This window comes from Xanthomonas sp. (assembly GCF_017163755.1).
In the GTDB taxonomy this organism is placed as follows: domain Bacteria; phylum Pseudomonadota; class Gammaproteobacteria; order Xanthomonadales; family Xanthomonadaceae; genus Xanthomonas_A.
In genome coordinates, this window is the sequence record NZ_JAFIWC010000016.1 from 83486 (window position 1) to 96115 (window position 12630).

Consider the following 12630-nt stretch of genomic DNA (forward strand, 5'->3'; position numbering starts at 1 on the left):
GGGCGTGTGCGGCCGACGGGCATCGCCGTGCCCAAGCTCAGAAGCCAGCAGGGCCGCTAGCGGCCCGCTCGCGCATGGCCTCTCCCACGGGGCCGAAGGCATGCCTGCGAGATGGCTGCCGGAGCTCAGTTGCCTGCCGATGGCGGCAGCTGCGCCGGCGGCACGCGCAGCCGCATGCCCGCATCGGCGCGGTCGAGTTCGCGCAGGCGCTCGCCGAGCGCGGCCAGGTTCGCGTCGATATGCTGCAGCTCCGCGCGCAGCGCCGGCGGCAACAACGCCCGCAGCTGCGCTTCCAGCGCGGCGCTGTCGGCGCGCAGCGCTTCGACCCGCGCCTGCCCTTGCCGCTCCACCCACGCGCGCTCGGCGGCCTGCGGCAAGCCGTAGCCGGGCCGGTCCCGCAGCAGCGTCGCCGGACGGCTCAGCGTGCCCTGCTGTTGCAGGATGGCGCGCAGCGCGCGCTCGGTTTCGCCCGGCCCCGGCGCCTCGCCGCGCGCAGCGTCGCCACCATCCAGGTAGCGCCGCTTCAGCGCGTCGCGCCCGCGCTGCTCTTCGCGCCGCTTGGCCGCGTTCTCCAGCAGCAGCAAGGCCGCGCTGGCGCGCAGGTCGCCGGCGGCCATCCACGGCGCGCGCCGCGCCGGCGGCAGGTCCAGCCAGTCCTCCACGCGCGCGGCCGGCAACGGCAGCTGCTGCCGCGCGACCTCGAACATCGCCTGGTAGTGGGCGCTCAGCGAGGCGAAATAGTAGCCCTGGCGCGCCGCGGCCGCGGCGTCGTCCAGCACCGACGCGTCGGCGACGCCGGCGCGCTCGAGGCGGCGCAGCACGCCGGTCGGGGTGATGCCGCCCAGGCGTGCCGACGCCAGCCGCGGCACGCCGTCGTGCAGCAGCTTGTAGGTCTCCACCGCGCAATTGTTGCCGAGGAAGTAGTAGCGGCCGTCGTAGTTCCAGTGCAACTGCGCGGCGCGCTCGAGCAGGCTCGCGATCTCGCCGCGTCGCAGCCGCAGCGGGATCGAGCGCAGGCCGCGCAGCTGCACCTTGGTGTAGTCGTCCACCACCTGCTGCAGCGGTAGCACGAACAATCGCGACGGGTACGCGCCGACCAGCCCGCGCACGCTGGAGATCTGCACGTCGTCGACGAAGGCGCGGAACGACAGCACGCGGTGGTAGGCCAGGTCCAGCCGGCAGTCCGGTCCTGGCGCGCGCCCCGGCGCGCAGACCACCAGCCGCAGCATGCTGTGGCCCCAGCGGCTCATCGCCTGCGCGTTGCCTTCGGCCAGCAGGTAATCCACCGCGTAGACCCGCGCCGGGTCCAGCTGCAGCAAGGCGGCCTCGCCGGCCTGCGGATCCTGCAGGTAGGCCAGGCCCGGCGCGCACTCCACGCGCGGCGGCGACCACTGCAGGCGCTGCGAGAAATAGCGATACAGCGCCGGACGGCGGCACGCGTAGTCCGCATCGAGTGCGAAATGCTCCAGGTTCACCGCGACGAATTCCACCGGCGAGGTCAGTTCGTAGCGGTCCGGACTGCGATCGGTGAAGGCGTTGCGCCCATTGCGCAACCCCAGCCGCAGCGGGCTCACCTGCCAGCCGGCCAGGTCCAGCAGGCGCGGATCGGACGACATCCGGCCCTGCGCGGAGCGGTCGTAGAAATGCGCCAGTTCGTGGATCAGCGCCGACAGCGCGGGGTCCGCGGCGGGCGACGCCTCCGCCGCCGCCGGACCCGCCATCCATTCGCGCAGCAGGCGCTTGTTCAGCAGCAGCCGCCGCGCCCGCGCCCGCCCGTGCACCTGTGCCGGCAGGTCGTCGCGCCATTGCACCGGCAACGTGCGGTCGATCGCCCCGCTCCACGCCGGCGGCAGGCGCTGCAGGCCGCGGGCGAGCAGGCGCGCGCTGGCCTCGGTCTCGGCCGGGCTCAGCCCGTCCGCGTCGGTGCGCAACTGCAGCGCCGCCTGCGCCGGCAGCGCGCACAGCAGCAGCGCCGCGGCCAGCCACCGCGCCGGCGGCGGCCGGCGCGGCCTCACCGGGTCAGGATGGCCTGCGCCAGTTGCAGGTCGCTGGCCTGGCGCGCGCCCGGGTCGCGCTCGCGCAGCACGCGCAGCGCCGCTTCCAGCTGCGCGCCGCGGATGCGGCCTGCGCTGGCGACGAAGCTCGCCGCATCGTCGCGCGCCTGCAGCACCACCTTGTCGTCGCCGGAGCTGCTGCCCGAGCTGCCCGCCGACGAGGCGCCGGCAGAAGTGCCGGCAAAGCTCGAGGCCTGCGCCAGCGCCGGCACCGACAGGCTCAACAGCAGCGCGCAAGCCAAGGTCATTCTGTTCATCGAGTACGACTCCAAACGAAGATGGGGAAGATGCCTGGCGCTGATGCCGGACCGCGCTAGCGTAGCCGCACGCCGCCAGGCAGGGCTGAACGCATGCCCACGCGTACCGCGCGGACCGGCCGGATCAGGAACCGGGAATCACGGATCGAACAGCTTGCCCGGGTTGAGCAGGCCGTTGGGATCGAACACGCGCTTGACCGCGCGCATCAGCGCGATCTCCTCCTCGCTGCGGGTGCTGCCCAGGTACGGCTTCTTGACCAGGCCGATGCCGTGCTCGGCGGAGATGCTGCCGCCGTGGCGCGCCAGCGCCTGCGCCAGCAGCTTGGTCACCTGCTCGCACTGGGCGAGGAATTCGGCGTCGGCGGTGGCGTCGGGCTTGAGCACGTTGATGTGCAGGTTGCCGTCGCCGATATGCCCGAACCAGACCACGTCGAACTGCGGATAGGCCTGGCCGAGCAGCGCCTGGGTTTCGGCCAGGAACGCCGGCATCGCCGAGATCCGCACCGACACGTCGTTCTTGTACGGCTTGTAGCGCGCCACGGCCTCGGTGATGCCCTCGCGCAGCCGCCACAGCTGCGCGGCCTGCGCGTCGCTCTGGCTGATCACCCCGTCGCTGACCCAGCCCTGCTCCAGGCAGTGCTCGAACGCCGCCATCGCCGCCGCCTCGCGCGCCTCGTCGCCGGCGGCGAACTCGGTGACCACGTAGTACGGATGCACCTGGTCGAACGGTTCCTGCGCGCCGTGCGCCAGCACGTGCTCGAGCGCGCGGTCGGTGAAGAACTCGAACGCCTCCAGCTGCAGCCGCGCGCGGAACGCGTCGAACACCTGCATCAACACGTCGAACGACGGCAGCGCCAGCAGCATCACGTTGCTCGGCGGCGGCGGATCGGTCAGCCGCAGCGTGGCCTCGACCACGATGCCGAGGGTGCCTTCCGAGCCGATCAGCAGCTGGCGGAAATCGTAGCCGCTGGAATTCTTGATCAGCCCGCGGTTGAGCTCCAGCAGCTCGCCGCTGCCGGTCACCACCTTGAGCCCGGCGATCCACTCGCGGGTGTTGCCGTAGCGGATCACGCGGATGCCGCCGGCATTGGTGGCGATGTTGCCGCCGATCGAGCACGAACCGCGCGCGGCGAAATCCACCGGGTAGACCAGGCCATGCTCGCGCGCGGCGTTGTGCACCGCCTCCAGCGGCATGCCGGCCTGCACGGTCAGGGCGCGGTCCACCGGGTCGAAGGCCAGCGGCTTGTTCATCCGTTCCAGGCTCAGCACCAGTTCGCCGTGCGCGGCCACCGCGCCGCCGGACAGGCCGGTGCGCCCGCCGGACGGCACCAGCGCCACCGCGCATTCGTTGGCCCAGCGCACCACCGCCTGCACCTGCTGCACCGTCGCCGGCAACGCGATCGCCAGCGGCGCCGGGGTCCAGCGCCGGGTCCAGTCGCGGCCGTAGTGTTCCAGGTCGGCGGGATCGGTCTTCAGCCGCAGGTCGGGAACGGCGTGCAGCAAGGCATCCAGGCGCGGATCGGTCATGGGGGTTGAAGAGGTCGGCGAAGGCAAGCATTCAAGCGTGCCAGCGTTGCGCGATGGCGTCCAGTTGGGGGTGGGGCCGGGACTCGGGACTGGGGACTCGGGACTCGGCAAAGCCAAAAGCTCACGTGCATGAAGCAAGGCGACTCCATCAGATGCACGACCCCCACCGAGTCCCGAGTCCCCAGTCCCCAGTCCCGCGTCCCGAGTCCCGCATAGGTGCAACTGAAACCTTTGCCGGCATTGCGTTTTTCCGGTCCCGGCATCCTATTGCGGCGCACCAAAGCGCGGGCGCATCTGGCATAGTGACCGACCCTTTCGCCACCGCCGCGCTGCCGCAATGTCGCCCAAGAAGACCTCGTTTCCGAAGCAGGATATCCGCGTGCTGTTGCTCGAAGGCATCAGCCAGACCGCCGTCGACGTGTTCCGCGCCGCCGGCTATTCGCAGATCGAACTGCATGCCAAGTCGTTGCCGGAAGACGAACTGAAGGCGCGCATCGCCGATGCGCACATCGTCGGCATCCGCTCGCGCACGCACCTGAGCGCGGACGTGCTGGCGCACGCCAAGCGGCTGATGGCGGTGGGCTGCTTCTGCATCGGCACCAACCAGGTCGACCTGGACGCGGCCGAGCTGGCCGGCATCCCGGTGTTCAACGCGCCCTACTCCAATACCCGCAGCGTCGCCGAACTGGTGATCGCCGAGGCGATCCTGCTGATGCGCGGCATCCCGCAGAAGAACGCCGAGTGCCACCGCGGCGGCTGGTCGAAGTCGGCCGCCGGCAGCCACGAGACCCGCGGCAAGACGCTGGGCATCGTCGGCTACGGCCACATCGGCACCCAGGTCGGCGTGCTGGCCGAGTCGCTGGGCATGCAGGTGATCTTCCACGACATCGAAGCCAAGCTGTCGCTGGGCAACGCGCGCGCGGCGCTGGACCTGAACGACCTGCTGGCGCGCTCGGACGTGGTCACGCTGCACGTGCCGGAGACCGCGGCCACGCAGAACATGATCGGCGCCGAGCAGATCGCCGCAATGCGCCGCGGCGCGCACCTGATCAACGCCTCGCGCGGCACCGTGATCGACATCGACGCGCTGGACGCGGCGCTGACCTCCGGCCAGATCGGCGGCGCGGCGGTGGACGTGTTCCCGGTCGAGCCCAAGGGCAACGGCGACGCGTTCGAGTCGCCGCTGACCGCGCACGACAACGTGATCCTGACCCCGCACGTGGGCGGCAGCACGCTCGAAGCGCAGGACAACATCGGCGTGGAGGTGGCGGCCAAGCTGGTGCGCTACAGCGACAACGGCAGCACCCTGACCGCGGTCAACTTCCCCGAGGTGACCCTGCCCGAGCACGCCGAGAGCCTGCGCCTGCTGCATATCCACCGCAACGTGCCGGGCGTGCTGTCGCAGATTAACGAGCTGTTCTCGCGCCACAACGTCAACATCGACGGCCAGTTCCTGCGCACCGACCCCAAGGTCGGCTACGTGGTGATCGACGTCGGCGCCACCGAGGCCCAGGCCGCGGCGCTGCGCGAAGAACTGGCGCAGGTGCCAGGCACCTTGCGCACGCGCATCCTCTACTGATCGCACCGCCCCTCCCCACCGGAGACGGCGCCTCCTTCTCCCACCGGGAGAAGGTGCCCCGCAGGGGCGGATGAGGGTACGGCGCAGCCTCGCGCAGCCGAACATCGCGTGAGCGGATGAAGGCTAAGGCGAAGCGTTGTGCGCTAGAACTTTGAGGTGCGAACGAGCGTACGGGCGATGCCTGGTGCGGTCGAACATCGCGAGAGCTTCGCCCGACCCTCACCCCAACCCCTCTCCCGGAGGGAGAGGGGCTTGTTGCTTCGCCCGATTGGGCAGATCGTGGCCCTGCGGACGCGGAGTCTCTACCGAGCGGAGCCATCCTTCTCCCAGCGGAGCGCCGCCCTTCTCCCACCGGGAGAAGGTGCCCCGCAGAGGCGGATGAGGGTACGGGCGAAGCCTCGCGCAGCCGAACATCGCTGAGCGGATGAAGGCTCGAGCGAAGCCTTGTGCGCTAGAACTTTGCAGCGCGAACGAGCGTACGAGCGATGCCGGGTGCGGTCGAACATCGCGAGAGCTTCGCCCCGACCCTCACCCCAACCCCTCTCCCGGAGGGAGAGGGGCTTGTTGCTTTGACCGTTTGGGCAGATCGTGGCCTTGCGGACGCGGAGTCTCTACCGAGCGGAGCCCCCAGTCCTCCTTCTTCCAGCGGAGCGCCCCCCTTCTCCCACCGGGAGAAGATGCCCCGCAGGGGCGGATGAGGGTACGGGCGCAGCCTCGTGCAGCCGAACATCGCGTGAGCGGATGAAGGCTAAGGCGAAGCGTTGTGCGCTAGAACTTTGCGGTGCGAACGAGCGTACGGGCGATGCCTGGTGCGGTCGAACATCGCGAGAGCTTCGCCCCGGCCCTCACCCCAACCCCTCTCCCGGAGGGAGAGGGGCTTGTTGCTTCGCCCGATTGGGCAGATCGTGGCCTTGCGGACGCGGAGTCTCTACCGAGCGGAGCCCCCAGTGCTCCTTCTTCCAGCGGAGCACCCCCTTCTCCCACCGGGAGAAGGTGCCCCGCAGGGGCGGATGAGGGTACGGGCGAAGCCTCGTGCAGCCGAACATCGCGTGAGCGGATGAGGGTACAGGCGCAGCCTCATCCGAGCATCGAGTGAGCGGTGGAGGGTACGGGCGAAACCGCGTGCCTTCGAACAGCGCACAGGCTTCGCCCGACCCTCACCCCGCCCCCTCTCCCGGGACGAGAGCAGCTTGTTGCTTCGCCCATTTGCTTGCCATGCGCCGCAGGGAGGGATCCAGCTCCGGCTCGGCCAGCAGTTCGGCGACCGGGCGCCAGGCCAGCGCCAGCGACTCCTCGCTGACCGCGAAAGTCTCGTCGGCACCGGCCAGCACCACGTAGCGCGCGTCGTAATGCCAGTGGCCGGGCACGTCCTTGCGCTCGGGGATCCAGTGCCGGTCCAGGTCGAAGATCTCGCCGTCGCGCAGCGCCAGGCTGCTCAGTCCCGACTCCTCCTGCGCCTCCTTCAGCGCCACCTGCGCCAGGTCGCGCTCGCCGTCGGCGTGCCCGCCCAGCTGCAGCCAGCGGCCGAGCTTGCGATGGTGGGTCAGCAGCACGCGCTCGCCGCCGCCCCCGACCAGCCACGCCGAACCGGTGAAATGGCCTTCCAGGCGCCCGCGCACGAACGGATCGGCGGCGTCATCGAGCAGTTCGATGAATTGCGTCGCCACTTCCGCTTCCTCGGGCCAATGTGTGCGATAAGCAAGCAACTGCTGCCGCAAGTTCGAATTCACCACTGCCGGTTCCTGCGAACGCCCCTGCGGGCGGGCGCGCATTATCGCCGGTCATGCTGCGCCCGCGCTTGTGGCGACCGGCCGGCTTTGGCATGGTACGACGCTTGCACGGCCCGCTGCGGGCCTTGCGCACCATCTTGCCGGGGCGACTCCGCCCCGACAGCCAGGGGATGCACCGAATGCTGAAGTCTCTGTTGAGGGTCAAACCGATCGAGCCGACCGCGCACGTGGACGCCGGCGAGCCGGTGGAAGGCAGCCTGCAGGGCGAGCCCACGCTCAGACGCACGCTCACGGCCAAGCACCTCATCATGCTCGGCATCGGCGCGGTGATCGGCGCCGGCATCTTCGTGCTGACCGGCCAGGCCGCGGCCAACCACGCCGGTCCGGCGGTGATGCTGTCGTTCGTGTTCGCCGGCTTCGCCTGCGCGCTGGCCGGCCTGTGCTATGCCGAGTTCGCGGCGATGATGCCGGTCTCCGGCAGCGCCTACTCCTACTCCTACGCCACCCTGGGCGAAGGCATGGCCTGGTTCATCGGTTGGTGCCTGGTGCTGGAATACCTGTTCGCCTCGGCCTCGGTCGCGGTGGGCTGGTCGGCGTACCTGATCAGCTTCATCACCACCACCTTGCACATGCCCTTCCCCGACGCGCTCAGCGCGGCGCCGATCGCATGGACCGGGCACGAGTTCGTGTCCTCCGGCAAGATGTTCAACCTGCCGGCGGTGCTGATCGTGGCGGCGGTGTCGGGCCTGCTGTACGTGGGCGTGACCCAGTCGGCGTTCGTCAATGCGATCATCGTGGCGATCAAGGTCACCGTGATCTGCCTGTTCATCGGCTTCGGCGCCGCGCACCTGGATCCGGCCAACTGGACCCCGTTCATCCCGGAGAACACCGGCGTGTCCGGCGAGTTCGGCTGGAGCGGCGTGTTCCGCGCGGCGACCATCGTGTTCTTCGCCTACATCGGCTTCGATGCGGTCTCCACCGCTGCCGGCGAGACCAAGGACCCGCAGCGCAACATGCCGATCGGCCTGCTCGGCTCGCTGGCGGTGTGCACCATCGTCTACATCATCGTCTGCGCGGTGCTGACCGGGATGATGCCGTACCACCTGCTGGGCACCGACAAGCCGGTGGCCACCGCGCTGGAGCCCTACCCGACCCTGGCCTGGCTGAAGACGGCGGTGGAGATCGGCGCGATCGCCGGCCTGTCCTCGGTGGTGCTGGTGATGATGATGGGCCAGACCCGCATCGCCTACACCATTTCCCGCGACGGCCTGCTGCCGAAGATCTTCGGCAAGGTCCACAGCCGCTTCCGCACCCCGTACTGGAGCACGGTCGTGGTCGGCGCCGTCGCCGCCGCGCTGGCCGGCCTGGTGCCGCTGAACGTGCTCGGCGAACTGGTCTCGATGGGCACCCTGCTGGCCTTCGCCACGGTCTGCGTCGGCGTGCTGATCCTGCGCTACACCCGCCCGGAACTGCCGCGTCCGTTCCGCGTGCCGCTGGTGTGGCTGATCTGCCCGGCTGGCGCGCTGGCGTGCCTGTTCCTGTTCTATCAGGCGTTCGTGGTGCATTGGCACCTGTTCGTCGCCTGGACGCTGCTGGGCCTGTGCATCTACTTCGGCTACGGCATCCGCCACAGCAAGCTGAACAACCCCTCCGCCTGAGTACCGCCGGGCCGGCCAAGCGCCGGCCCGGTCGTTTCCGGTACCGCGCGCGCGATGCCGCGCCAACGAAGAAGACCACCAAGACCATGTTCAAGCAACTCTGGGCCACCAAACATCCCCACGCCAGCCACGAGGACGCCAGCGGGCTCGGCCTGCAGCGCGCGCTGGGACCGTGGGGACTGACCGCGCTGGGCATCGGCGCGGTGATCGGCGGCGGCATCTTCGTCATCACCGGCCAGGCCGCGGCCGACCACGCCGGCCCGGCGATCATGCTGTCGTTCGTGCTGGCCGCGGTGTGCTGCGCGTTCTGCGCGCTGGCCTATGCCGAATTCGCGGCGATGGTGCCGGTCTCCGGCAGCGCCTACACCTACACCTACGCCACCTTCGGCGAGTTGGCGGCCTGGTTCATCGGCTGGATGCTGGTGCTCGAATACGGCGTGTCGGCGTCGGCGGTGGCGGTCAGCTGGACCGGCTACCTGCTCAGCCTGCTCGACCATTTCGGCATCCACCTGCCCAAGGCGTTGGTCAGCGCGCCGCTGGACGCGCGGATGCGGCCGACCGGGTCGATCGCCAACCTGCCCGCGGCGGCGATCGTGCTGCTGCTGACCTGGCTGTGCTACGTCGGCATCCGCAAGTCCTCGGCGATGAACATGGCGATGGTGGTGCTGAAGACCGGGCTGATCGTGCTGGTGATCGCGGCCGGCTGGAAGTACGTGGACACCGCCAACTGGCACCCGTTCATCCCCGCCAACGAAGGCCCCGGCAAGTACGGCATGGAAGGGGTGCTGCGCGGCGCGGCGATGGTGTTCTTCGCCTACATCGGCTTCGAGGCGGTGTCGGTGGCGGCGCAGGAATCGCACCGGCCGCAGCGCGACATGCCGATCGGCATGCTGCTGTCGCTGGTGATCTGCACCGTGCTGTACATCGCGATGGCCGCGGTGATGACCGGGCTGGTGCCCTACGCGCAGCTCGGCACCGACGAGCCGGTGGTGACCGCGGTGGCCGCGCATCCGCAGCTGGCTTGGCTGCGCATCGTGGTGGAGATCGGCGCGCTGATCGGGCTGTCGTCGGTGGTGCTGGTGATGATCATCGGCCAGCCGCGCATCTTCATGATCATGGGCCGCGACGGCCTGCTGCCGCCGGTGTTCACCAAGATCCATCCGAAGTACCGCACCCCGCACATCAATACGCTGATCACCGGCGCCGGCATCGCGCTGCTGGCGGCGCTGTTTCCCCTCGACGTGCTCGGCGAACTGACCTCGATGGGCACGCTGATCGCCTTCGCCGCGGTCTGCGCCGGGGTGCTGATCCTGCGCCGCACCCAGCCCGACCTGCCGCGCCCGTTCCGCATCCCGTTCGCGTGGGCGATCTGTATCGCCGGGGTGCTCAGCTGCCTGGCGCTGCTGTCGGCGATGACCGCGCACAACTGGATGCTGATGGGGGTATGGACGCTGATCGGGCTGGCGATCTACCTGGGCTATGGCTACCGCCACAGCCGCCTGCGCGGGCGGCCGGCGGGTTGAGACGCCGATCGGCGCCTGCCGGCGGGTCCTCCGACCACCGGGGCCAGGTTCGATGCGCGGCTACCCGGCGATGCGGGCCGCCCCTAGAATAGGCGCATGAACGAGCTGCCCTACGACTCCGCGCGCCTGCGCACGCTGGCCGACCTGCTGATCGGCAACATCCGCGAACTGTCGGCGGCCGGCTGGACGCCGGCCACCAGCAGCAACTTCTCGCACCGCCTGGACGCGCGCCACGCCGCGATCACCGTGTCCGGCCGCGACAAGGGCCGGCTGCTGGAGGCCGACATCATGGTCGTGGACTTCGAAGGCAAGGCGGTCGGCAGCGAACACCGTCCGTCGGCCGAAACCCTGCTGCATACCCAGCTGTACCGGCGCTTCCCGGACATCGGCTGCGTGCTGCACACGCATTCGCCGGTGCAGACCATCGCCTCGCGGCTGTACGCCGCGGCCGGGCATGTCCGCCTGGAAGGCTACGAACTGCTCAAGGCCCTGCACGGCAACCAGACCCACGAGACCGCGGTGGACGTGCCGGTGTTCGCCAACACCCAGGACATGACCGTGCTGGCCGCGCAGGTCGACGCGCTGCTGGACCGCAGCCCGATGTGGGGCTACCTGATCGACGGCCACGGGCTGTACGCCTGGGGCCGCGACATGGCCGAGGCGCGCCGGCACCTGGAGGCGTTCGAGTTCCTGCTCAACTGCGAACTGGAACTGCGCAAGCTGCGCATGCCGGCCGCGTCCTACTGAGGCTGCCGCCCCGCCACGGGCGCACACCCGCCGCGCTGCAGCGTTCCAGCGCCGGCCACGGCCGTTTACCGCGCAGCTGCTACCCTTGATCTCCCCTCGACGCCTCGCCCGCCGCCATGAGCCGACTCCGCATCTTCGCCGACAGCAACCCCGACACTCCGCAGTTCGACAGCCGCGATGCCGCGCTGATCGCCGCCGAGCTGAGCAAGATCGGCGTGACCTTCGAACGCTGGAAGGCCACCCAGCCGATCGAGCCCGGTGCCACGCCCGAAGCGGTGATGGCGGCGTACAAGCCGGACATCGACCGCCTGGTGGCCGAGCACGGCTTCAAGACCGTGGACGTGGTCAGCATCGCGCCGGACCACCCGCAGCGCGAGGAGATGCGCCGCAAGTTCCTCGACGAGCATTTCCACAAGGAAGACGAGGTGCGCTTCTTCGTCGCCGGCTCGGGCCTGTTCACCCTGCACGTGGACGGCAAGGTCTACGAGATCGAATGCGTGCAGGACGACCTGATCGCGGTACCGGACAGCACCCACCACTGGTTCGACATGGGGCCGGAGCCGCGCTTCGTCGCGATCCGCTTCTTCACCGAGCCGGACGGCTGGGTCGGCCACTTCACCGGCACCGACATCGCGCAGCGCTTCCCGCGCTACGAGCCGGCGCTGCGCGACGACGGAGCGCAGTGACCGATGTCCTCCACGCGCGCGGTCCTGACCGACATCGAAGGCACCACCAGCAGCATCTCCTTCGTCAAGGACGTGCTGTTCCCGTACGCGCGCCGCGCCCTGCCCGGCTTCGTCCGCGCGCAGGGGCAGCAGCCGCAGGTGCGCCGCTGGCTCGACGAGGTGGCCACCGAGTGCGGCGGCATCTGCACCGACGCGGTGATCGTGGAGACGCTGCAGGGCTGGATCGACCAGGACCGCAAGCACACCGCGCTCAAGGCGCTGCAGGGCATGATCTGGGAAAGCGGCTACCGCGACGGCGACTTCAAGGCGCACTTCTATCCGGAGGTGGCGGCGGTGCTGAAGGCCTGGCATACGGCCGGCACCGCGTTGTACGTGTATTCCTCCGGTTCGGTGGCGGCGCAGAAGCAGTTCTTCGGCTTCAGCGAGGCCGGCGACCTGACCGGCCTGGTCTCGGGCTGGTTCGATACCGAGATCGGCGGCAAGCGCGAGGCCGGCAGCTACCGCAACATCGTCGCCGCGATCGGGCTGCCGGCCGCGGAGATCGTGTTCCTGTCCGACGTGGTCGAGGAACTGGATGCCGCGCGCGAGGCCGGCCTGCAGACCCGGCTGCTCGACCGCCTGGACGACTACCCGCAGCCGCGCACCGGCGAGGCCACGCATGGCCACGACCGCGCGGAGGATTTCCGGCAGATCGTGCTCTGAGCGGATCGGTGCGGAATCGGCGGAGCCAGCTGGCGGCCGTCCGTCCGCTCCTGTTCGACGGGCCATGATCGCTCGAGCATGCGCGCGCCGCGCACCGCAGGCCGGCAGACGCCGGCTCACCGCGTGTCCATAGGCACGTCTCGGCGTTGAACATCGACGCATCGAGG

General features: G+C 69.9%; 10 protein-coding genes. 6 read left to right on the forward strand and 4 right to left on the reverse strand.

Going from position 1 to position 12630, the window contains the following annotated elements; translation table 11 throughout:
* Positions 1–125 precede the first annotated feature (125 nt).
* From JR065_RS12195 to JR065_RS12205, 3 genes are all read right to left on the reverse strand, one after another.
* Positions 126–2015 (reverse strand): DUF4105 domain-containing protein, encoded by a 1890-nt coding sequence (locus JR065_RS12195; protein WP_429001861.1) that lies wholly within the window; start codon positions 2013–2015, stop codon positions 126–128.
* Positions 2012–2302, reverse strand: a complete 291-nt coding sequence (locus tag JR065_RS12200) for a DUF2388 domain-containing protein (protein ID WP_429001863.1) — start codon at positions 2300–2302, stop codon at positions 2012–2014. The genes JR065_RS12195 and JR065_RS12200 overlap by 4 nt, the downstream gene beginning before the upstream one ends.
* Before the next feature lie 147 nt (positions 2303–2449).
* Complete coding sequence (locus JR065_RS12205) at positions 2450–3838, reverse strand: FAD-binding oxidoreductase (RefSeq protein WP_206234484.1); 1389 nt, start codon at positions 3836–3838, stop codon at positions 2450–2452.
* Positions 3839–4175: 337 nt separating this feature from the next.
* On the opposite strand from JR065_RS12205, the gene serA reads away from it, so the two are divergent.
* Positions 4176–5417 carry a phosphoglycerate dehydrogenase gene (gene serA / locus JR065_RS12210; protein ID WP_206234486.1) on the forward strand — a complete coding sequence of 414 codons (1242 nt, stop codon included), beginning with the start codon at positions 4176–4178 and terminating at the stop codon, positions 5415–5417.
* A 1157-nt stretch (positions 5418–6574) separates the two neighbouring features.
* Here serA and JR065_RS12215 read toward each other — a convergent pair.
* Positions 6575–7189 (reverse strand): NUDIX hydrolase, encoded by a 615-nt coding sequence (locus JR065_RS12215; protein WP_206234487.1) that lies wholly within the window; start codon positions 7187–7189, stop codon positions 6575–6577.
* Positions 7190–7326: 137 nt separating this feature from the next.
* Here JR065_RS12215 and JR065_RS12220 point away from each other — a divergent pair, with 137 nt between their 5' ends.
* From JR065_RS12220 to mtnC, 5 genes are all read left to right on the forward strand, one after another.
* Positions 7327–8805, forward strand: a complete 1479-nt coding sequence (locus tag JR065_RS12220) for an amino acid permease (protein ID WP_206234488.1) — start codon at positions 7327–7329, stop codon at positions 8803–8805.
* A gap of 86 nt (positions 8806–8891) precedes the next feature.
* On the forward strand, positions 8892–10328 hold the full coding sequence (locus JR065_RS12225; protein ID WP_206234489.1) for an amino acid permease: 1437 nt from the start codon (positions 8892–8894) through the stop codon (positions 10326–10328).
* Positions 10329–10424: 96 nt separating this feature from the next.
* Positions 10425–11075 carry a methylthioribulose 1-phosphate dehydratase gene (locus JR065_RS12230; protein WP_206234491.1) on the forward strand — a complete coding sequence of 217 codons (651 nt, stop codon included), beginning with the start codon at positions 10425–10427 and terminating at the stop codon, positions 11073–11075.
* A 116-nt stretch (positions 11076–11191) separates the two neighbouring features.
* Complete coding sequence (locus JR065_RS12235) at positions 11192–11761, forward strand: 1,2-dihydroxy-3-keto-5-methylthiopentene dioxygenase (RefSeq protein ID WP_206234492.1); 570 nt, start codon at positions 11192–11194, stop codon at positions 11759–11761.
* 3 nt (positions 11762–11764) lie between these two features.
* Positions 11765–12463: an acireductone synthase gene (gene mtnC / locus JR065_RS12240; protein WP_206234493.1), complete on the forward strand. Its 699-nt coding sequence runs from the start codon at positions 11765–11767 to the stop codon at positions 12461–12463.
* The last annotated feature ends 167 nt before the right edge of the window (positions 12464–12630 follow it).